Genomic DNA, 19,955 nt, shown 5'->3' on the forward strand with positions numbered 1-19,955 from the left:
GAATGGTAAAAACGGGACAATCGGCGATTCGGCGCGTCCGCTTCCAGCCACCCGCCCAGGCCGTCGGCGACATCGAGGTGAACACGCTCAAGGGCATCCGCGACCGCGGCGGGCCGGCCGAATTCCTCACCCCACAGCGGCTCGACTTCGATCTGCTGGTCCATCTCGAGCGCGGGGCCGCAGTACACACTGTCGACTTCACCGACTACCCGCTGCAGCCGGGCGACGTGCTGTGGATCCGAGCCGGCCAGGTCCACCAGTGGGGCGCGATCGACGACATCGAGGGAGCGGTGGTGCTGTTCGGCCCGCATACGGTCGACGACCACACCAGCAACCTCATCCGGTCGTACCTGCTCCGCCCGCGAAGTCATTGGCCCGCCTCCGAACTCGAAGGCTCGCCGGTCGCGCAGGCACTCGAACTGCTCACGATCAGCGCCGGCCGGCACGCGACCGAGCGAAGCGACCTGCGCCAGGCTGCCCTCGCGCACGGGCTCGCCGCGCTCCTTGTCCAGTTGGCCTTGATCGAACCGCCCGGTGGCGGCCCCGCGATGCGGCTGACCCACGAGGCCTACGGCTGGTTCCGCGATCATCTCGAGGAGCACTTCCACGAGTGGCACAAGGTCAGCGAGTACGCCGACCGGCTCGGGTACTCCGCCCGTACGCTCAACCGCCTCGCCCGGCAGTACACCGGCCTGTCCGCCAAGGAGTTGATCGACGAACGCATCCTCCTGGAAGCCAAGCGCCGGCTCGCTCACGGTGACGCGGCCGTGGCCGAGATCGCCGAGGACCTCGGTTTCGACGACGCGTCGAACTTCTCGTCGTACTTCCGCCGGCAGACCCGACTGACCCCCGGCACTTTCCGGAGCCGGACCCGCGCCGGTAGTCCGGGCGGGTAGACGAAATCGCCGGCCCAGGACGGGCCGGCGACTTCTGGGGAGGGGATCAGGCGTGCCGCGGAACGGCGCCGGTCAGCTTCGGCATCACCTCGGCCTCGACCGGAACGCGGCGCAGGTGGGCGTAGCCGAGTGCGGACATCATCAGCAGCAGCCCGGCGGCCGCGAACGCTGTGATCGCGGCGATCAGGGCGATCTGGCCCATCTTGCCGAAGGCGTAGGCGTTGAGCAGCAGGCCGCGGAGCGTCTCACCGCGGAAGACGGTCTGCACCTGTCCGGCCAGCTTGGTGTCGGTCGGGTTGGCCAGCGACTCCTGGGACAGCTGCGAGTAGGTCTTGCCGCCGGCCATCTCCCGGATGTGAACGGCGATGAAGTGGTTGGCGTAGGCCTCGGCCTGCGCGCCGGTCACCAGTTGCTGGCCGGCGTACTTGGACAGGTACGGCTTGACTGCCGGGTCCTCGAGAGAGTCGCTGCCTGCCTTGGGAAAGAAGATCTGCTGGGCAGCGAGCTGACTGTGGACCTGGTTGCCGACGAAGTTGTGGGCCCACAGCAACAGTCCGCCCGCGGCGACCAGGACGATCGCGAGGACTAGACCGGCGGAGGTGAGCAGCGCGTCGAATGTCTTGCGGCGCATGATCTTTTCCTTTCGCGCCGCCAGAACCGGCGGCAGAGGGTTGAACGGTGATGCTTAGAGTCTTGGCCCACCACCTCCGCACCGCTATGGACCGAACGACCCTGCTCCGAGGGCAGAAAGCCCCCAATAGTCCCGACGGCCTCGCCGCGCGGCGATCAGCAGGAAGGCCGCTCAGGGCGGCCGGCGATCTGTAGGCCGAACATGGAGACCGCGGCGCCGACGGTGATCAGCAGAGCCATCGGGACGGCTGTTGCCGCGCCGCCGAGGCCTGCGATCGGCGCGATCGTGCCGGCGGCGACCCACTGGACGAAACCCTGCACGGCCGAACCGGTACCAGGGTGATCGGGTACGGCGGTCGACGCGAGCGCGCCGCCGTTGGGAATGATGAGTCCCTGGGCCGTCATCAGTACGAAGAAGCACCCGATCGCCAGGGCCAAGGGGGTGTCGAACCACAGCGCGCCGGTGAGCAGGGCGACGCCCGCCGAGAGGGCGGCGAGCTGACCGGCCAGGATGATCTTTCGGGTGGAAACGCGGCCGGCGAGGCGGGCGGCGGCGAGCGCGGCCAGCGTCATACCGGCGGCGTTGGCGGCGAAGTCGACGGAGTACGCGATCGGCGAGAGTCCGTTCATGGTTTGCAGAACGAAGGCGGAGGTGGCGACGTACGCGAACAGCGCGCCCATGGCGGCCCCGGCCACCAGCAGATAACCGACGTACTCGCGACTGGCGAGCACACTCCGCCCGGCCATGACGAAGTTGCGCAGCCCGCCCGGGTGGCGGCTTTCGCGCGGCAGTGATTCGGGCACGGTCAGCACGACGGCCAGGGTCATCGCGAGGCCCAGCGCGGCGACGAGCCAGAAGGACACCCGCCACTCGGAAAACTGCAGGATCAGCCCGCCGATCAAGGGGCCGACGATTGGAGCGATGCCTCCGACCGCGGCGATGACGTTCAGGACCCGGACCAGTCGGGCGCCGGTCGCCAGGTCGACGATGATCGCGCGTCCGATCACCATCGCCCAGCCACCGGCGAAGCCCTGAACAAGGCGCGCCAAGGTCATCACCGCGATCGTCGGGGCGAGGGCGCAGACGATCGACGCCGCGGTCATCGCCAGCAGCGCCCCGAGCAGCGGAAGGCGTCGGCCGCGCTGGTCCGACACCGGCCCACCGACCAGCTGCCCGAGCGCCATCCCGACGAAGAAGGTCGTCAACGTGAGCTGCACCTGCGTCGCGCTGGTCGAAAGCTCACGGGCCACCTGCGGAAAGGCAGGGACGTACATATCCGTCGCCAGCGGAGCGATCGCAGTCAGGAACACGACGGACGCCACCAGGGCGATGGTCAGCCCTGCGCGTGCGGTTGGAACCACCAGCGTGGACAAGGTCGATTCCCTTCGCTCAGACGGTGAGGAGGACCTTGATGGCGGTGCGTTTGTCCATGGCCTGGTAGCCCTCGGCGGCTCGGGCCAGGGGGAGGGTGAGGTCGAAAACCCTGCCTGGGTTGATCTTGCGGTCCCAGATGAGCTGGACGAGTTCGGGTAGGTACTGCCGTACCGGAGCGGGTCCGCCGTGGAGGTGTACGCCGGCCATGAACAGCTCGTCGCCGGGAATCGCGACGTCGTGCGAGACGCCGACGAACCCGACATGGCCGCCGGCGCGGGTCGAGTGGATCGCCTGCATCATGGCTTCCTGAGTACCGACCGCCTCGATCACCGAGTGCGCTCCGAGGCTGCCGGTGAGCTCCTTGACGCGCGTCACTCCCTCCTCACCGCGCTCTTCCACGATGTCGGTGGCGCCGAACTCCTTGGCCAGCGCCTGCCGATCGGCGTGCCGGCTGAAGGCGATGATCCGCTCCGCACCGAGTTGCTTGGCGGCCAGGATCCCCAGCAGCCCGACGGCGCCGTCACCCACGACAGCAACCGTCTTGCCGGAACCAACCTCGGCCGCGACGGCTGCGAACCAGCCCGTGCCGAGCACATCCGAGGCAGCCATCAGCGACGGGATCAGTTCGGGATCGGGCATCCCGGGAGTGGCGACGAGAGTGCCGTCGGCGAGCGGGATGCGCGCGAGCTCCGACTGGGTGCCGAGCGTGCCCATCAGGACCCGGTGCACGCAGTACGCCTGGTAGCCGGCCTGGCAGATCTCGCAGGTGTTGTCCGAGGCCCAGAACGATCCGACCACGAAGTCGCCGACCTCGACGGTGCGAACCTCCGGCCCGATCTCCTCGACGACGCCGACGTACTCGTGTCCCATCACCTGGTGATCGACCGGCTCGGCGCCCCGGTACGGCCACAGGTCGCTGCCGCAGATGCAGGTCGCGGCCAGCCGGATGATCGCGTCGGTCGGCTCGATGATCTTCGGGTCCTCGCGGTCCTCCACCCGGACGTTCCCGGGGCCGTGCATCACTACCTGGCGCATCGCGCGCTCCTCCTCGGATCGACGGTGAGGCCTCAGCAACTGGGGCCACTCGACGAGTCAACGCGACCGGCCGGCGCTGAAGAAGTCACCGTCGATGGGTGTACTGACAGGGCACCCTTTGTTGCTCTGTCACCCCTTCCTGGCCGACTACTGTCGTAGTCGTGGACAACCGTCAGGAGGTGCGCGAGTTCCTCACCACTCGCCGCGCCCGCATCACTCCGGACCAGGCAGGGCTCCCCACCACCGGCGCCCGCCGGGTCCCCGGTCTGCGTCGCAGCGAGGTGGCGACCATCGCGGGACTGAGCGTCGAGTACTACGCCAGGCTCGAGCGGGGCCAGATCGCCGGTGCGTCCACCAGCGTGCTCGAAGCGCTCGCGCGAGCGCTGCAACTCGACGACACCGAGCGGGCCCATCTCTTCGATCTCGCCCGCGCCGCCGACGGCATCCCGACATCGGGCCGCTCGCGCCGGCGTACGGCAGGCAAGGCCGCCTCGCGACTCAGCCTGCAGTGGGCGCTCGATGCGATCAAGGACGGTGTCGCCTTCGTCCGCGACCCACACCAGAACCTGCTGACCACGAACGCGCTGGGCCGCGCCTTCTACTCACCGGTCATCGGTGACGGCGGGCGTACGCCGAACCTGGCCAGGTTCCAGTTCCTCGATCCCGTCTCGAAGGACTTCTACCCCGACTGGGACCTGTTCGCCCAGATGTGTGTCGGCATCATGCGTGCCGAAGCCGGTCGCGACCCGCACGACCGCGGTCTGCAGGACCTCGTCGGTGAACTCTCCACCCGCAGCGAGGTCTTCCGGCGATTGTGGGCAGACCACAACGTCCGGACCCATGGCACCGGCACCAAACGGTTCAACCACCCCGTCGTCGGCGAACTGACGCTCGCGTACGAAGAGCTCGCGATCACCGCCGAGCCAGGGCTGGTCCTTCTCGTCTACACCGCCGAACCCGGTTCGCCGTCCGCCGAACGACTCCAGTTGCTCGCCTCGTGGACAGCACCGGTCGAAACCCCGACCACCAACAGCTAGAGGAACCATGCAGATCACTCGCAGCTCCATCGCCACGGTCAAAGGCCCGGCGGACTGGTTCACCGGCGACGTCTTCATCGACGCCGTCGCGGCGGCCCCCGCGCCGTCGCGGATCGCGGCCAACCTCGTCCACTTCATGCCCGGCGCCCGGACCCACTGGCACCGCCACCCGCTGAGCCAGACGGTCTTCGTCACCGAAGGCGTCGGGCTCTGCCAGCGCCGCGGCGGCCCCGTCGAGGTCATCCGTCCCGGCGACCGGGTGCTGTTCGAGGCCGACGAGGAACACTGGCACGGTGCCGCGCCCGATCGGCTGATGGTCCACCTGGCGATCAACGAGGCCGATGACGACCACGAGATGGTCCACTGGCTGGACCCGGTGACCGACGAGGAGTACCTGGCTTGATTGCGGCCGTGGCCGTGGGGTACAGCTGTCTGAGTGCTGGTAGCTGAGAGGTACAAGGTCGGTCGCTCGTTGGGGCGCGGCGGGATGGGAGAGGTCTTCCATGCCGTGGACGAGCAACTGCAGCGTCCGGTCGCGCTCAAGTTGATGTTGCCGACCGTCGGTGATCTCACCTCGGCCGAGCGGTTCCGCCGCGAGGCGCGGGCCGCCGCCAGGTTGAGCGATCCGCATCTGGTCGCGGTCTACGACTTCGGCCGGCACGGCGATCAGTCCTTCCTGGTGATGGAGCTGGTCGAGGGCAGCACGGTCGCTGCAGAGCTGGTCGAGCACGGCCCACTGCCGAAGGACCGGGCGATCGACATCGTCGAGCAGAGTGCCGCAGGTCTCGCCGCAGCGCACGCGCTGGACGTCGTCCACCGGGATGTGAAACCTGGCAACCTCCTGCTGACGCCGACCGGCACCGTGAAGGTCGCCGACTTCGGCATCGCGCACCTGCCGGGTGACGGCGCGACCACGCTGACCGGCACCGGCCAGATCATCGGCAGCACTCGCTACCTCGCTCCGGAACGAGCGCAAGGCGGCCGGGCGGTCAAGGCCTCGGACGTCTATTCACTGGGCTGCGTGCTCTACGAACTCGTCACCGGCCAGCCGCCGTTCACCGGCGAACACCCGACGGCGATCCTCTACCAGCACGTCGACACCCCGCCGACGCCACCGAGCACGATCCGTCCCGAACTGGCCGGCACCTTCGAGGCCGTCCTGCTCCGGATGCTCGCCAAGGACCCCACCGAACGCCCTACCGCGGCCGACATCGCGGGCGGCGCCCTGCGCGCACCACTCGAAACGGTCGGTACGGCGCCTCCGGTCGCCACGGCGCCCCTGGTGCCCGCTGCTCCGATCGTCGGCGGAGCCGTTCCCGACCACACCGCGCCCATCACACCTGCAGCGGTCCCGGTCGTCGCAGCCCCACCTCGACGCGACCGTCGTCAGGTACTGATGGCAGGCGCGATCGCCGCCGTCGCCGTCGCCGCGGCAGTGACCGCGATCCTGCTCAACAACCGAGGCCCGAACCTGCCCGCGACCACCGACGTCGGCCCCAAGCCGGGCATCACCTCCGGTACGCCGGGGGCCAAGTCGACCGACGAGCCGACCTCCGGCCCGACCCAGTCCGGTGCGGCGAACCAGCCCACTCAGAGCTCCTCGACCCAGCCGTCGCCGAGCACCTCCCCGACGGGCTCGCCCACCCCGCAGACGCCGACCCCGTCGACCAGCACCCAGTCGCCGGACACGCCGTCGCCGAGCAACCCCACCAGCAGTCCCACCGCGAGTACGCCGACCAAGACCGCCCCGTCGCCCACGACCTCCGAGTCGAGCACGCCCGATCCCACCACCACGCCGCCGGCCGGAACACCGACCCCCGGCACCAAGAACGGTGGGACACCGAACCCGAAGTCCTAGAACGCCTCGGCGGCCCGGGTGGGTCCCAGGCCGCCGAGCAGTTGGATCAGTAGACGGTGACGCCGTACACGCTCGCGGCTTCGGTCACCGGCTGGAAGAACGTCGTACCGCCGCTGGAGCAGTCGCCGCTGCCGCCGGAGGTGATGCCGAGCGCCTTCGTACCGTCGTACAGGGGACCGCCGGAGTCGCCGGGCTCCGCGCACACGGTCGTCTGGATCAGTCCGCCGACCCTGCCGCCGCCGGAGCCGGAGTACCGGACGGTGACGTTGAGTGCGGTCACCTTGCCGCTGTGGACGCCGGTGGTCGAGCCCTTACGGGTGACGGTCTCGCCGACGAACGCGTTGGCAGCGGTGAACCCGCCCGGGTGGCTCAGCGACGCGTTGTCGTACCGGACGAGCGCGTAGTCGTTGCCGGGGAAGCTGTAGCCGATGGTCGGGCCGATCAACGTGGAGTGGTTGGAGTTGGTGTACCAGGTATTCGCCACCTTGCCGCAGTGGCCGGCGGTGAGGAAGTAGTACGTGCCACCCTTCACCACGTTGAACCCGAGGGAACAGCGGTACTGGCCGCCGTAGATCGCGTCGCCCGCCGACAGCAGTGGTGTGAAGACCCCGCTGGTGCGATTGACCTGGACCGCATCGTGTTTCAGCGCGGCGACCTGTGCCGCGGACACCGTGCTGTCCGCGGTGACCACCACCTTGCCGGAGGCGGCATCGGTGTACCACGCGATGCCCTTGACCCCTGAGCGTTCCACCGCGGCGTTGGCGGCGGACAGTCGAGCGGCCGCCGAAGGAGCGGCTCCGGCTGCCGGTACGGCGTACAGGGAAGCCGCGATCGCGCTGAGCGCGGCCAAGAGCTGGGTGCTCCGGCGCAGGCGGCTTCGAATTGACGTGCGTTCGATCCTCACTGTTCCTCCCGAGGAGTGAACGGGACCTGTGGACGGGGTCCCTCGAACCGCCGGGCCGATGGCGGCAGGTAGCCGTTCCACCACTGCCCGACATTTCGGAGTATTTGCCTGTCCGGTGCCACGCGCAACCGCTCGGCCGCCATCAGCAGCCGCTTGCCGTGGGCAAAGACCGGCGGGCACGGTGGCCAAAGGGCCAGGCCGGTTCTACGCTGAGGCAGATCGGCTGGAGGGGTGATTCGACAGGATGCTCGGGCGCCAGGCGGAACGTGCCGTCCTCGACGATCTACTGGCTACCGTCCGCAGCGGCGCAAGCCAGGTGCTGGTCGTTCGCGGCGAGGCGGGGGTCGGGAAGAGCGCGCTGCTGCACTATGCAACCGAGTCCGGGGCGGATCTGCGCATCCTGCGCGCGGCCGGCGTCGAGTCCGAGATGGAGTTGGCCTTCGCAGCCCTGCACCAGTTGTGCGTACCGCTGCTCGACCGGATGGACCAGATTCCCGAGCCGCAGCGCCGGGCGCTCGCGACGGTCTTCGGGCTCGCGCCCGGTCCGGCTCCGGATCGCTTCATGGTCGGGCTCGCCGTGCTCAGCCTCATCTCGGACTTCGCGGAGAAGGAACCGGCGCTGGTGGTGGTCGACGACGCTCAGTGGCTCGACACCGCGAGCGCTCAGACCCTGGGCTTCGTCGCTCGCCGGCTCGGTGCCGATGCAGTCGGTCTGCTGTTCGGTGCCCGCGAGGTCGGTATCGAGTTGAAGGGTCTGCCCGAGCTCGAGGTCGACGGGCTGCCTGACCACGACGCGCGGGCCCTGCTCGGATCGGCCGTCGAGTTCCTGCTCGACGAGCCGATCCGCGAGCGGCTGGTGGCCGAGACCCGCGGGAATCCGCTGGCCCTGCTCGAGCTTCCCCGCGGCCTCACGGCCACCCAGCTCGCCGGTGGGTTCGGTCTGCTCGGCGGCCAGGGACTGTCCGGACGGATCGAGCAGAGCTTCCTCCGCCAGGCCGACGCGCTGCCGGCTGCCACCCGGCAGCTGCTGCTCGTCGCGGCGGCCGAGCCGGTCGGCGATCCGGTGCTGGTACGCCGGGCGGCCGACCAACTCGGAATCGCGGCGGCGTTCGCGGAGATCGACGGCTTGCTGAGCCTGGGGCAGCGAGTCACTTTCCGGCATCCGCTCGTCCGGTCGGCCTTGTACGGATCGGCCTCGGCGGCGGAGCGACGCGCAGTACACCTCGCACTGGCCGAAGCGACGAATTCCGCTGCCGACCCCGACCGGCGCGCGTGGCATCTCGCGGCGGCCGCCAACGGACCGGACGAGGAAGTAGCCGTCGAGCTCGAGCGGTCCGCGGACCGTGCTCAGGCCAGGGGCGGTTTCGCAGCGGCCGCGGCGTTCTGGCAGCGTGCGGTTGCGCTGACCAGCGACCCGGCACGGCGTACCGACCGTGCCTTGGCCGGAGCACACGCCAGCCTCCAAGCAGGCGCGTTCCGGACCGCCTGGTCGTTGCTCGCGACGGCCGAGGCGGGAACGCTGGACGACCTCGGCCATGCCCGGGTCGATCTGCTCCGCGCGGAAGCCGCGTTCGCCCAGCAGCGCGGCCGCGAAGCGCCCGGTCTGTTGTTACGTGCGGCACAGACCGTCGAATCGCTGGACGCGCGACTCGCCAGGGACACTTACCTCGATGCCTGGAGCGCCGCTCTCTTCGCGGGACGCCTCGCCGGCGCGGTCGGGCTCCGCGAGGTTTCTGTGGCGGCCACGACGGCACCGCGACCGGACGCGGCGCCCCGGAGTTCCGACGTACTCCTCGACGGCCTGGCGCTCGTCTTCGCCGAAGGACGCAACGCCGCGGTCCCGTTGCTCAAACAAGCCGCAACGGCGTTCGGCGGGCCGGAGGTCACCGCCGAGGAGGTACTGCGCTGGGGTTGGCTCGCCACCGCCGCGGCCGCCACAGCGTGGGACTTCGAATCCTGTCTGACCACCGCCAGCCGGCAAGTGGAGACAGCTCGTGCCGCCGGGGCGCTCGCCGTACTCGCCGTCGGCGTCAACGTCCTCGGCCAGGTGGCCGCCATGGCGGGAGATTTCGCCGAGGCGGTGTCGCTGCGAGCCGAGGCCGACGCAGTACGGGAAGCCACCGGCACGCATGTCCTGCAGTACGGCGCACTGGTGCTGTCCGCATTCCGCGGCCGGGCCGACGAGGCCTTCGGGTTGATCGAGGACACGATCGCGAGAGCGACGGCCGAGGGGCAGGGCACAGCGGCGCAGTACGCGCGCTGGACGAAGTCGGTGATCCTGAACGCTTTGAGTCGTCACGACGAAGCGTTGCTCTGGGCAACTTCTGCCGCGGAGGACACGCCGGAGCTGTTCGTCTCCTCGTGGGCGTTGAGCGAACAGGTCGAGGCCGCCGTCCGGAGCGGACGGCATCGCGAGGCCGCCGCCGCGTGGGCGCGACTGCGCGAAACGACCGCGGGCACCGACGAGTACTGGGGTCTCGGTCTGGAGGCACGAGCACGAGCGCTGGTACGCCGCGACGCCGAAGCGGAACAGGCTTACGGCGAAGCGATCGAGTTGCTCACCGGCACCAGGTTGCGCCCGGACCTGGCGCGCGCCCACCTGCTCTACGGCGAATGGCTTCGCCGGGAGAGCCGCCGACGTGATGCACGGACTCAGCTGCGTACTGCGTACGACCTGTTCACCTCGATCGGTATGGAAGCGTTCGCCGAGCGTGCTCGCCGGGAGTTGCAGGCGACCGGAGAGACCCTCCGCAGGCGAACCGCCGCGTCGTCGGCGGGCGAAGAGCTGACGCCTCAGGAACGCCAGATCGCGGTCCTGGTCAGCGACGGCCTCTCCAACCCCGAGGTGGGTGCGCGGCTGTTCCTCAGTCCGCGCACGGTCGAATGGCACCTGCGAAAGATCTTCGACAAGCTGTCCATCAGCTCACGCCGGCAACTGCGGGACGCGCTGCCCGAAGCCGAGACCGCGAGGACCTAACCCGGCAGCAGTTGCTGACCGCCGTCCACGTCGTACGTCGCACCTGTCAGCGCACCGTTGGTCATCAGCTGGACGATCAGCGCGGCCACATCTTCCGGGCCGACCACTCGCCGGATCGGCAGCGTGGCGCGAAGCCCTGCGCGGCGGTCCTCGAGTCCATCACCCAGCAGGCGCGCGGACAACGGAGTGTCGACGAACCCGGCCGCCACGGCGTTGACCCGGACGGGGGCGATTTCGAGCGCGGCATTCGCTGCGATCGCGGACAGCGCCGCGGTAGCGATCGCGGCCATGCTCAGTCCGACCCCGGGACGCCGGGCACCGGTACCGCTGATGAAGGTCAGCGAGCCGCCCGCACGGACCCGCCCGATGCACAGCCGGGCGATGCGCAGCGAGCCGACCAGATGCTCGTCCATGAAAGCTCGCGCCTGGTCGAAGTCCAGGTCGGTGATCGGCGCGTAGAACGGTCCGCCGCCACTCACCAGTACATGATCGATCTGGGCCGGCAGACCGGCGAAGAACTCCGCCACGCCGGCGGAGTCGCCGAGGTCCAGGGTGGCGGCAGTCTCCGCTGCGACCTCGTCGGCGGCCGCGTCGAGCCGCTCGCGATTGCGCCCGGTGACAACGAGCCGGGCACCGGCCGCGCCGGCCTGCCGGGCGGTCTCCAGCCCGATCCCCGAACTTCCGCCGAGCACGACGACGACCTGCCCGGTCAGGCTGCCGTCCGATCGCGCGGTGGACAGAGTGGTTGATTCGGTCATGCTGCTCTCCTGTTCGTTGCGGCTGCTACCGGTACGGCGCAGCCGTGCACGCGTGGTGTCGCCGACATTCGGGTGACCGGCGGGCGGCCCCGCGCCACGAAGAGCATCGTGATCACGGCCGCCACGACGCTCAGCGCTGCCATCACCAGCATCGCCGTCCGGTACCTGTTTGCGAGTGGCTGGGCAAGGTCGTCCGAGCTGCCCACGCCGAGCAGAGCGGGAACGAGCGCGATCAGTACCACTCCTCCGATCCGCGACGCGGCGTCGTTGATCGCCGACGCTTCACCGAGATCGCCGTCGTCGACGGCCGCGAGTACGCCGGCTGTGAGCGGTGCGACGGTCAGACCGATGCCGAGACCCCAGAGCAGCGCGCCCGGGAGGATCGCCCGGACGTAACTGTCACCAGGCTGCGCGGCCGACAGCCACGCGAAGCCACCGGCCACGATCAGGATGCCGATCGTCATCGGCCAGCGGGTGCCGAAGCGTGCCACCAGGCTGCCGACCAACGGCGAGACGATCAGGAAGACGGCCGACTCCGGGATCAGGGCCGCGCCGGCCGCGGTGGCGCTGTAGCCCAACTGGAGCTGACACTGCAGGACGACCAGGTAGCCGGTTGCCGAGAGTGCGCCGTAGAAGAGGATCGTCGCCGCGTTGATCGCGACGAACTGCCGGATCCGGAACAGGGCCGTCCGCAGCATCGGCGCTGACCGGCGCTGCTCCACCGGAATCAGTCCGGCCAAGCAGACCACGCCGACCGCGGCAGAGAGCAGGACCTCCCAGCTACGCCAGCCGGAGGACGGTCCCTCGGTCAGCGCATAGATCAGTCCGCCCAGACCGAGGACGGCGAGCAGCGAACCGGCGAGGTCGACAGAGAGCGGCCGTCGCGTCCGGTCGACCTCCGGCACAGTGCGCAGAATCCAGGCGGCGACAACGATCAGCGGGAAGTTCAGCAGGAACACGTAGCGCCAGGAGCCGTGGTCGATGAGCCACCCACCGGCGTACGGACCGAGCGTCGTACCAAGGGTCGACACGCCTGCCCAGACACCGATTCCGCGAGCGCGGTCCACCGGTCGCAGGGTTCCGTTGAGCAAGGCCAGACTGCTCGGCACGACGAGCGCCCCGCCGGCGCCCTGGACCACGCGCGCCGCGATCAGCGCGCCGACGTTCGGGGCGGCGGCGCAGCACAAGGACGCGACGAGCATGACCAGGAGGCCGGCGAAGAGGATGCGCCGCCAACCGAAATGGTCGGCCAGCGCTCCGGCGAGCAGCAGCAGAGCCGCGACGGTGATCAGGTAGCCGGTCAGCACCCACTGCAGCTCGCTCACACCGGCGTGCAGGTCGCGGCTGATCGCCGGTACGGCGACGTTGACCATGTAGGCGTCGATGAAACCGACCATCGACGCGAGCACTGTCGCCGCGATCAGAGCGCCACCGGCTCTGCTGCGCAGCTCGACCAGTCCGACCTGGTCGTACGACGTGGTCGGCACCTCGTTCGCAGTCATGCTGCCAGGGTCCGGCGAACGGTCCCGAACTCGACCCCGGGAGAGTCCCTGGTCACGCGAACCAGGGACTGTCCCTGGCTCCGCCGCACCGCCTGCAGGGCCAGACTCGCCGTGTTGATGGTCTTCGAGGGGAGCGCCCGACATGGACACGCAGTACGACGTCATCGTGCTCGGAGCAGGTGCGCCGGGCGAACACTGTGCCGCCGCGCTGGCCAAGGGTGGCGCCCGCGTCGCCGTCGTCGAACGCGAGCTTCTCGGCGGCGAGTGCTCCTACTGGGCCTGCATTCCGTCGAAGACGCTGCTCCGCCCCGGCGAGGCACTGGCCGCCGCCCTCGACGCTCCCGGTGCGCGCGAGGCCGTGACCGGCACCCTCGATCCCCACGGCGTGATGAGCTGGCGCGACTTCATGGTGTCCGGCTACGACGACTCGAGTCAGGTGTCGTGGGCGAAGGGCGCCGGTCTCGACGTACTGCGTGGCCACGGCCGGCTGGCGGGTCCGCACACCGTCGCGGTCGATGACCGGACCTACACCGCGCAGCACATCGTCATCGCGACCGGTGCGGATCCGGTGATCCCACCGGTGCCCGGTCTCCAGTCGCTACCGGGTGTCTGGACCAACCGCGACGTCACCGGGCTGGTCGAAGTACCTGATCGGCTGCTCGTGCTCGGCGGCGGGGCGACCGGGGTCGAGATGAGTCAGGCGCTGGCTCGGATGGGCGCGGCGGTGACCCTCATCGAGCGCGCTGAACACCTGCTGCCCCGTGACCCGCGAGCGGTGGGCGAGGCGGTCGCAGCCGCGCTCAGTGCGGACAACGTGGACGTGCGGGTCGGTGTGGGCGCGGAAAACGTGCGGCTCGTGGATTCGTCGTACGTGGTCGACCTCAGCGACGGAACCGAGGTGCGGGGTGACCGCCTGCTGGTCGCGACCGGCCGACGGCCGCGCGTCGACGGGATCGGCCTGGAGACCGTCGGCATCACCGCGAACCCACGGGGTATCGAGGTCGACGCCAGACTCGCCTCGGGGCCGGACCTGTGGGCGATCGGCGACGTCACCGGCCTGTGGCAACTCACGCATGTCGGCGAGTACCAGGGCAGGGTCGTGGCGAGCAACATCCTCGGGCGGCCGCGGACGGCGGACTACGAGGCGGTACCGCGCGTCGTGTACTGCGACCCGCAGGCCGCCTCGGTCGGCGCGGCGGACGGGCCGTTCGTGAGTACCGTCCAGCTGTCCGGGGTGGCGCGGACCGCGACGTACCTGCGCTCGTACGACACCCGCCCTGGGTTCCTCACGATCGTGTCGGACGGGACCGTGGTGACCGGTGCCTACGCGGTCGGTCCAGAGGCTGGCGAATGGCTCCAGCAGGCGACCCTGGCGATCCGCGCCAAGGTGCCGGTAGAGGTGCTGCTCGATGTGATCCAGCCGTTCCCGACGTTCTCCGAGGCGTTCCTGCATGTACTGCGGGACCTGGACGCGCAACTACACCCGGGTGCGACGGCGACTGACCAGGGATTCTCACGGGCGTGACGCCGTCCGGGCGACGGCAGATTAGGTGTCAACGAACAAGGTTCATCTCTGGAGGAAGTCATGAGCACTACCGAAGTACGCAGTGACGAGTCGGGCGCGGTGGCCCCGGGTTCCGTCGACCTGAAGTTCGAGGCCGTCGTCATTCCGGTCGCGGACGTCGACCGGTCGAAGGAGTTCTACACCGGCCTCGGCTGGCGGCTCGACGCCGACTTCGCGTTCGACAACGGCTTCCGCGTCGTCCAGTTGACGCCGCCGGGTTCGCCCGCGTCGGTCCAGTTCGGTACGAAGATCACGTCGGCCGAGCCCGGTACGGCGCAGGGTCTCTACCTGGTCGTCTCCGATGTCGAGGCTGCGCGGGCTGACCTGGTTGAGCACGGCGCAACCGTCAGCGAGGTCTTCCACCCCGGCGCACCGGGCGCTCAGTTCGAGGTCGGCGACCTCAGCGGGCGCGTGTCCGGGCCTGCTGACGAGCGGTCCAGCTACAGCTCCTTCGCGACCTTCAGCGACCCCGACGGCAACACCTGGCTGCTCCAGGAGGTCACGACGCGCCTCCCCGGCCGCGTCGACCCGGCGCAAACGACGTACAGCTCGGTCGAAGACCTCGAGGGAGCGCTGAAGCGCGCCGCGGCCGCCCACGGCGAACACGAGGCCCGCACAGGCCAGGCTGACGAAAACTGGCCGGCCTGGTACGCGAAGTACATGGTCGCCGAACGCACCGGCACTGACCTCCCTCAATAACGGTGCCGACGCCGAAACCGGCGGCTCGGATCAATCTCCCGAGCCGCCGGCCCTCGGCGCCACCGGTGGAGCTCGCCCAAGTCTGGCTAGTCCTCGTCGCGGACGGGCTGACGGTGGGCTCGGATACGGAGGACGCGGATCACGAACACGGTGGCGAGCACGGCCAGGGAGACGGCGTAGAAGGTCACGCCGGTAGTCAACGCGTCGTGATGTTGCCACCGCGTATCAAGTTTTCGATACGCGGCGACAACATCACGATCGCCAGCAACTCACGAGGTGTCGTTCAAGCGCGGCGGCCCGGCCGGGGCGCCCAGTCGGCGGCCGTTGCCAGGTCGGCGAAGGAGTGGATCAGGCGCGAGCGGCGGGTGGCGATCCAGGCCAGGGCGACCTTGTTGGGTGCGAGGTCGTTCACCGGGAGGGTGCTGACGTCGGGGCGGTGGTAGAAGTCCGCGACCGACTGAGGGACGATCGAGATCCCGTTGCCTGCAGCAACGTGTTCAAGCTTCTCCTCGACGCTGTGCAGGACGGGCACCGCTCGCGGGTGACCTGAGCGCAGCTCGAGGGCGATGTCGCGCCACTCGGGAACGGCGTCCGGGTCCTGGAGCAGGTGCTCGTCGGCCAGGTCGGTGATGTCGATCGATGGCTTGCCGGCCAGCCGGTGGTCGGCGGGGACCATCGCCACCCGCGGCTCCTCGAACAACGGCCGGAGCACCAGCCCGGCCTGGTCGATGGGGAGCCGGACGATGCTGACGTCGACCCGGCCGTCGTGGAGCACCTCGACCTGGTCGTCCCAGGTGGTCCGGACGACCTCGACCTCGAGCTCCGGGTTCGCCGCGGCGAACCGCCGGACGACCGAGGTCACCGTGAGCCCGGGCATGAAGCCGATCGTGAACGTCTTCGCACCACGCGCCGCCTGCGCGACCCGCCGGCGGGTGGCGTCGGCCGCGGCCAGCAGCGGACGCGCGTCGTCCAGCAACTGCCGGCCGGCCGGAGTCAGCTCGGTGGCCCGCTTCGTCCGGACGAAGAGCTGTGCCCGGAGTTCGTTCTCGAGCGCCCGGATCTGACGCGACAGCACCGGCTGCGCGATGTGCAGCCGGTCCGCCGCGCGTCCGAAGTGCAGCTCCTCGGCGACGGCGACGAAGTACCTGAGCTTGCGGAGGTCGACGTCCATAATACCTTCAGGGTATTACAGCCGTGGAAACAGGTCTTGGACCCAGGCACTCTGGCGGCCGCATCGTGGAACGGACACCGAACCACGAAAGGCAGCAGACATGAGCATCCAGGACCAGCGCGTCGTCGTCCTCGGCGGGACGTCGGGTATCGGCCTCGCCACCGCCCGGCTGGCAGCCGGCAGCGGCGCGACCGTGATCGTTGCCTCCAGCAACCCCGACTCGGTGGAGCGGGCGCTCGGCGAGCTGCCGGCGTCGGTCACCGGCACCGCGCTCGACCTCACCGACACCGCCGCCGTCAGCGCGTTCTTCGCCGATCTCGAGCCGATCGACCACCTCGTCTACACCGCCGGTGAGTCGCTGACGCTCGTCGACGCCCGCGCCATGGACCTCGACCGTGCTCGCACGGCCTTCGAGCTGCGGTACTTCGCCCTCCTCCACACCGTCAGCGCGGCCAGCGGCAAGTTCCGCCCAGGCGGATCGATCACGCTGACCACCGGTACGGCGGCCGACCGCCCGGGCCCCGGCTGGTCCGTGGCGGCCAGCGTGTGCGGCGCCATGGACGCGCTCACCCGCTCGCTCGCGGTCGAACTGGCCCCGATCCGGGTCAACGCCGTCAAGCCCGGCGTCGTGCGGACGCCGCTCTGGCCGGAGGGCTTCGACTACGAGGCGGCCGGCGACAGCCTGCCGGTCGGCCGGATCGGCGAGCCGGAGGACATCGCCGCGGCGTACGTCTTCCTGATGGACCAGCCCTACGCGAGCGGCTCGATCCTGACCGTCGGCGGTGGCAACGTCCTCGTCTGAGACCTGGCAGGGTGGAGAGATGGCACGCATCCTGATCACCGGATCCGCGGACGGTCTCGGGCGGATGCTCGCGGCCGAGCTGCTCGACCAGGACCACGACGTCGTACTGCACGCCCGCAATGAACGGCGTGCGGCCGACGCGACCGAGGCGCTGCCCAAGGCGTCCGGGGTCCTGATCGGCGACCTCGCGAGCATCGCCGAGACCCAGGACGTGGCCCGGCAGGCGAACGCGTCCGGCCGGTTCGACGTCGTCGTCCACAATGCCGCCGTCGGATACCAGGAGCCGCGGATCGAGACCGTCGACGGGCTGGAGCACGTCTTCGCAATCAACTCGCTGGCGCCGTACCTGCTGACCGCGCTGATCGACCGGCCGGACCGGCTGATCTATCTCAGCTCCGGGATGCACGAAGGGGGCGACGTGGTGCTGGACGACCTGCAGTGGGAGCGCCGGCGGTGGCGAGGGGCGCAGGCGTACTCCGACTCGAAGCTGCACGACGTGCTCATCGCGTTCGCCGTCGCGCGGCTGTGGCCGGAGGTGCTCTCGAACGCGGTCGATCCGGGATGGGTGCCGACGAAGATGGGCGGCCGGGGCGCGCCGGGTGACCTGAGCCAGGCGCACCTGACGCAGGCGTGGCTGGCGACGGCGGACAGTACGCCGAGCGGCGAGTACTTCTACCACCTGCGGACGCACCGGACGAATCCGGTGGCCGGGGTGAGCGAGACGCAGGACGCCTTCCTGGAAGCCTGCGCCTCGCTCACCGGGGTGCGGCTAGGCCGCTGAGCCGAAGTTCGTCAGTTGATGGTGGCTTTGACCTCGTCCTTGTGTTCGGCGAGCCAGGTCTTGAAGGACTGCAGCTCCGGGTTCAGCTCGCGCACCAGCTTCAGGTCGCGGTCGCCGGTGAAGCGGGCGGAGTCCTCGGCGTAGAACTGGAACATGTTGGCGAATTCGACGGCCATCGGGAAGGGGAGGGCGCGGAACTCGTCCCAGGTGTAGGGCTGGTAGGTGACCTCTTCGCCGAGGGCGTCGGTCAGGGCTGCCGCGTATTCCGTGCCGGTCAGGTGGTCGCCGGCGATGCTCACGGTCTTGCCGATGAACTCGTTGCCCCGCTTGAAGATGCCCAGTACCGTCCGGCCGATGTCGACGGCCGCGATGCCGGACAACGGCTGGTCGGCCATCGGCATCGTGAGGATCAGCTTGCCGCTCTCGTCGCGGACCGGACCCATGCCCTGCAACATCGCCTCGAAGTAGAACGTGGTCTGCAGGAATGTGGTCGGTACGCCGTACTGCGTGAACAGCTCGTTCGCCTCGCCCTTGGCGTCGAAGTGCGGCACCTTGTAGCGCCCGTCGTCCAGGCTCGGCACCCGCTCGGTGTCACCGAAGTGCAGCCGGGTGTCCTCGAGGGTGGACCAGACGACGTGCGCCACGCCGGCGTCCTTGGCCGCCCGGGCAGCGTTGGCCGCCTGCTCCAACTCCATCTGCCCGCGGGATCGTGCGGCTTCTTCTTCCGGCGTCCGGTGCACCCAGTAGTTCGTCACCACGTAGGCACCGTGCGCACCCTCGAAAGCCTTGCGCAGGCTCGCCTCGTCGTCGAGGTCGGCCTCGACCACCTCGGCACCGGCTGCAGCCAGGGCCTTGGCGCTGTCCGACTCCGCGTTCCGGGTCAGGGCCCGTACGGCGTACGTCGCGTCCGGGTCGTTCAGGATCGCCCGGACCAGCCCGCCGCCCTGCGAACCGGTGGCTCCGACTACGGCGATGAGCAACTTGTCAGTCATCAGAAACTCCTGCTCGAAGATCTTGGTTGATGTGTCAACTCACCTCGAGCATAGCGCGCTGGGTTGATGTGTCAACCCCATCCGCTACGATGGGAAGGTGGCGGACGAACCGTGGCTCGACGACGACGAGCAGAAGGCCTGGCGCAGCTACCTGCTGATGCGCCGGACGCTGGAGTCGCACCTGGAGCGGCACCTGCAGCGTGAGTTCGGCCTGTCCGGGTCGGACTTCGAGATCCTGGTCAACCTGTCGGAGTCCGAGACCGGCCGGATGCGTGCCTTCGAGCTGGGCGAGGCGACCCAGTGGGAGAAGAGCCGGATGTCGCATCACCTGAGCCGGATGGAGAAGCGCGGCCTGATCCGCAAGGAGGCGTGCGACTCGCGCTATCCGGAGATCGCGCTGACCGAGGCGGGCCGGGCCGCGATCGAGGCCTGCGCTCCCGCTCATGCAGGCCGGGTCCGTGAGCTGTTCGTCGACGTTCTCGGCGCCGAGCGGCTGGAAACCCTGGGCCGTGCCGCGCAGGACGTGCTCGCCGCCATCGACGATCACAAGCGCTCCACCTGCCCGCCCGGCGTCACCGGCTGCTGAGCTTTGCTGAGAGCTCTTCTCAGGGGAGTTTCAGCAGAACTTGATCGCCGCTTGAGGTTGCCTTGGCGTGCGCCTGAGGCGTTGGCGGCGAGGCTTCAGGCATGGTCACCCAAGAACCTCATTCAGAGCGGTCCCGCTGGTTGCGCCGGGCCGGTGCCGCTGCCATCGCAACCGCAGTACTCGGCGCCGGCGGTACCGGCCTCGTCGTAGCAGTCCTGTCGACGCAGCAGGCCGACGGCAGCACCGGTACTACGGCCAGCTCCGACGACTCTGACAGCAGCAACTCCAGCTCCGACGACCAGGGCAGCAGTAGCAGTAGCGGCAGTGGTCTCGGCTCCACGCACCAGGGCTCGCCGACGCAAGGCGGGAGCAACGGCTCATGACCACG

The 19,955-nt window shown here is 69.5% G+C and carries 19 protein-coding genes; 11 read left to right on the forward strand and 8 right to left on the reverse strand.

Features of this window, described 5'->3' with window-relative positions:
• Positions 1-2: 2 nt before the first annotated feature.
• Positions 3-896 (forward strand): AraC family transcriptional regulator, encoded by an 894-nt coding sequence (locus tag DIZ26_RS28150; RefSeq protein WP_112246842.1) that lies wholly within the window; start codon positions 3-5, stop codon positions 894-896.
• A 46-nt stretch (positions 897-942) separates the two neighbouring features.
• Here DIZ26_RS28150 and DIZ26_RS28155 read toward each other — a convergent pair whose 3' ends face one another.
• The 3 genes from DIZ26_RS28155 to DIZ26_RS28165 all read right to left on the reverse strand — a co-directional run bounded on the left by DIZ26_RS28155 (position 943) and on the right by DIZ26_RS28165 (position 3,936).
• Positions 943-1,527 (reverse strand): hypothetical protein, encoded by a 585-nt coding sequence (locus DIZ26_RS28155; RefSeq protein WP_112246844.1) that lies wholly within the window; start codon positions 1,525-1,527, stop codon positions 943-945.
• Between the two features lie 155 nt (positions 1,528-1,682).
• A complete protein-coding gene (locus DIZ26_RS28160; RefSeq protein WP_232828644.1) occupies positions 1,683-2,849 on the reverse strand; it encodes a multidrug effflux MFS transporter in 1,167 nt (388 codons plus the stop codon).
• Positions 2,850-2,916: 67 nt separating this feature from the next.
• On the reverse strand, positions 2,917-3,936 hold the full coding sequence (locus tag DIZ26_RS28165; protein WP_112246848.1) for a zinc-dependent alcohol dehydrogenase family protein: 1,020 nt from the start codon (positions 3,934-3,936) through the stop codon (positions 2,917-2,919).
• A gap of 161 nt (positions 3,937-4,097) precedes the next feature.
• On the opposite strand from DIZ26_RS28165, the gene DIZ26_RS28170 reads away from it, so the two are divergent.
• The 3 genes from DIZ26_RS28170 to DIZ26_RS28180 are packed head-to-tail and all read left to right on the forward strand — an operon-like array spanning position 4,098 to position 6,831.
• Entirely contained in the window at positions 4,098-4,973 is an 876-nt protein-coding gene (locus DIZ26_RS28170) for a helix-turn-helix transcriptional regulator (RefSeq protein WP_112246850.1), read from the forward strand.
• Between the two features lie 7 nt (positions 4,974-4,980).
• Positions 4,981-5,376, forward strand: a complete 396-nt coding sequence (locus DIZ26_RS28175; RefSeq protein ID WP_112246852.1) for a (R)-mandelonitrile lyase — start codon at positions 4,981-4,983, stop codon at positions 5,374-5,376.
• 33 nt (positions 5,377-5,409) lie between these two features.
• The gene (locus DIZ26_RS28180; RefSeq protein WP_112246854.1) at positions 5,410-6,831 is read left to right on the forward strand and encodes a serine/threonine-protein kinase; all 1,422 of its coding nucleotides are present in this window, start codon (positions 5,410-5,412) and stop codon (positions 6,829-6,831) included.
• Positions 6,832-6,877: 46 nt separating this feature from the next.
• Here the strand turns inward: DIZ26_RS28180 and DIZ26_RS28185 are convergent, their stop codons facing one another.
• Complete coding sequence (locus DIZ26_RS28185) at positions 6,878-7,735, reverse strand: S1 family peptidase (protein ID WP_112246856.1); 858 nt, start codon at positions 7,733-7,735, stop codon at positions 6,878-6,880.
• Between the two features lie 244 nt (positions 7,736-7,979).
• On the opposite strand from DIZ26_RS28185, the gene DIZ26_RS28190 reads away from it, so the two are divergent.
• The gene (locus DIZ26_RS28190; protein WP_112246858.1) at positions 7,980-10,712 is read left to right on the forward strand and encodes a helix-turn-helix transcriptional regulator; all 2,733 of its coding nucleotides are present in this window, start codon (positions 7,980-7,982) and stop codon (positions 10,710-10,712) included.
• Here DIZ26_RS28190 and DIZ26_RS28195 read toward each other — a convergent pair.
• Both DIZ26_RS28195 and DIZ26_RS28200 read right to left on the reverse strand, forming a co-directional pair.
• Positions 10,709-11,470, reverse strand: a complete 762-nt coding sequence (locus DIZ26_RS28195; protein WP_112246860.1) for an SDR family oxidoreductase — start codon at positions 11,468-11,470, stop codon at positions 10,709-10,711. The genes DIZ26_RS28190 and DIZ26_RS28195 overlap by 4 nt on opposite strands.
• Positions 11,467-12,972 (reverse strand): MFS transporter, encoded by a 1,506-nt coding sequence (locus DIZ26_RS28200; RefSeq protein WP_198676316.1) that lies wholly within the window; start codon positions 12,970-12,972, stop codon positions 11,467-11,469. Before DIZ26_RS28200 ends, DIZ26_RS28195 begins: the two co-directional genes overlap by 4 nt.
• A 142-nt stretch (positions 12,973-13,114) precedes the next feature.
• On the opposite strand from DIZ26_RS28200, the gene DIZ26_RS28205 reads away from it, so the two are divergent.
• Both DIZ26_RS28205 and DIZ26_RS28210 read left to right on the forward strand, forming a co-directional pair.
• On the forward strand, positions 13,115-14,497 hold the full coding sequence (locus DIZ26_RS28205; RefSeq protein ID WP_112246864.1) for a dihydrolipoyl dehydrogenase family protein: 1,383 nt from the start codon (positions 13,115-13,117) through the stop codon (positions 14,495-14,497).
• 60 nt (positions 14,498-14,557) lie between these two features.
• On the forward strand, positions 14,558-15,235 hold the full coding sequence (locus DIZ26_RS28210; protein ID WP_112246866.1) for a VOC family protein: 678 nt from the start codon (positions 14,558-14,560) through the stop codon (positions 15,233-15,235).
• A gap of 283 nt (positions 15,236-15,518) precedes the next feature.
• Here the strand turns inward: DIZ26_RS28210 and DIZ26_RS28215 are convergent, their stop codons facing one another.
• The gene (locus tag DIZ26_RS28215) at positions 15,519-16,406 is read right to left on the reverse strand and encodes a LysR family transcriptional regulator (protein WP_112246868.1); all 888 of its coding nucleotides are present in this window, start codon (positions 16,404-16,406) and stop codon (positions 15,519-15,521) included.
• Positions 16,407-16,506: 100 nt separating this feature from the next.
• On the opposite strand from DIZ26_RS28215, the gene DIZ26_RS28220 reads away from it, so the two are divergent.
• Complete coding sequence (locus tag DIZ26_RS28220; RefSeq protein ID WP_112246870.1) at positions 16,507-17,208, forward strand: SDR family oxidoreductase; 702 nt, start codon at positions 16,507-16,509, stop codon at positions 17,206-17,208.
• Between the two features lie 19 nt (positions 17,209-17,227).
• A complete protein-coding gene (locus DIZ26_RS28225) occupies positions 17,228-17,989 on the forward strand; it encodes an SDR family NAD(P)-dependent oxidoreductase (protein ID WP_112246872.1) in 762 nt (253 codons plus the stop codon).
• Positions 17,990-18,000: 11 nt separating this feature from the next.
• Here DIZ26_RS28225 and DIZ26_RS28230 read toward each other — a convergent pair whose 3' ends face one another.
• A complete protein-coding gene (locus tag DIZ26_RS28230; RefSeq protein ID WP_112246874.1) occupies positions 18,001-18,981 on the reverse strand; it encodes an NmrA/HSCARG family protein in 981 nt (326 codons plus the stop codon).
• A 97-nt stretch (positions 18,982-19,078) separates the two neighbouring features.
• On the opposite strand from DIZ26_RS28230, the gene DIZ26_RS28235 reads away from it, so the two are divergent.
• Together DIZ26_RS28235 and DIZ26_RS28240 are read left to right on the forward strand one after the other, a co-directional pair.
• Positions 19,079-19,567 (forward strand): MarR family winged helix-turn-helix transcriptional regulator, encoded by a 489-nt coding sequence (locus DIZ26_RS28235; protein WP_112246876.1) that lies wholly within the window; start codon positions 19,079-19,081, stop codon positions 19,565-19,567.
• A 101-nt stretch (positions 19,568-19,668) separates the two neighbouring features.
• On the forward strand, positions 19,669-19,950 hold the full coding sequence (locus tag DIZ26_RS28240; RefSeq protein ID WP_112246878.1) for a hypothetical protein: 282 nt from the start codon (positions 19,669-19,671) through the stop codon (positions 19,948-19,950).
• Positions 19,951-19,955: the final 5 nt, after the last annotated feature.

It is taken from the genome of Kribbella monticola (assembly GCF_003261635.1).
In the GTDB taxonomy this organism is placed as follows: Bacteria; Actinomycetota; Actinomycetes; order Propionibacteriales; family Kribbellaceae; genus Kribbella; species Kribbella monticola.

Excerpts from the sequence above, each read along its gene's own strand:
- DIZ26_RS28150 (WP_112246842.1), top strand. The coding sequence starts at position 3 with ATGGTAAAAACGGGACAATCGGCGATTCGGCGCGTCCGCTTCCAGCCA.
- DIZ26_RS28155 (WP_112246844.1), bottom strand. The coding sequence starts at position 1,527 with ATGCGCCGCAAGACATTCGACGCGCTGCTCACCTCCGCCGGTCTAGTC.
- DIZ26_RS28165 (WP_112246848.1), bottom strand. The coding sequence starts at position 3,936 with ATGCGCCAGGTAGTGATGCACGGCCCCGGGAACGTCCGGGTGGAGGAC.
- DIZ26_RS28175 (WP_112246852.1), top strand. The coding sequence starts at position 4,981 with ATGCAGATCACTCGCAGCTCCATCGCCACGGTCAAAGGCCCGGCGGAC.
- DIZ26_RS28190 (WP_112246858.1), top strand. The coding sequence starts at position 7,980 with ATGCTCGGGCGCCAGGCGGAACGTGCCGTCCTCGACGATCTACTGGCT.
- DIZ26_RS28195 (WP_112246860.1), bottom strand. The coding sequence starts at position 11,470 with ATGACCGAATCAACCACTCTGTCCACCGCGCGATCGGACGGCAGCCTG.
- DIZ26_RS28200 (WP_198676316.1), bottom strand. The coding sequence starts at position 12,972 with ATGACTGCGAACGAGGTGCCGACCACGTCGTACGACCAGGTCGGACTG.
- DIZ26_RS28205 (WP_112246864.1), top strand. The coding sequence starts at position 13,115 with ATGGACACGCAGTACGACGTCATCGTGCTCGGAGCAGGTGCGCCGGGC.
- DIZ26_RS28210 (WP_112246866.1), top strand. The coding sequence starts at position 14,558 with ATGAGCACTACCGAAGTACGCAGTGACGAGTCGGGCGCGGTGGCCCCG.
- DIZ26_RS28215 (WP_112246868.1), bottom strand. The coding sequence starts at position 16,406 with ATGGACGTCGACCTCCGCAAGCTCAGGTACTTCGTCGCCGTCGCCGAG.
- DIZ26_RS28220 (WP_112246870.1), top strand. The coding sequence starts at position 16,507 with ATGAGCATCCAGGACCAGCGCGTCGTCGTCCTCGGCGGGACGTCGGGT.
- DIZ26_RS28225 (WP_112246872.1), top strand. The coding sequence starts at position 17,228 with ATGGCACGCATCCTGATCACCGGATCCGCGGACGGTCTCGGGCGGATG.
- DIZ26_RS28230 (WP_112246874.1), bottom strand. The coding sequence starts at position 18,981 with ATGACTGACAAGTTGCTCATCGCCGTAGTCGGAGCCACCGGTTCGCAG.
- DIZ26_RS28240 (WP_112246878.1), top strand. The coding sequence starts at position 19,669 with ATGGTCACCCAAGAACCTCATTCAGAGCGGTCCCGCTGGTTGCGCCGG.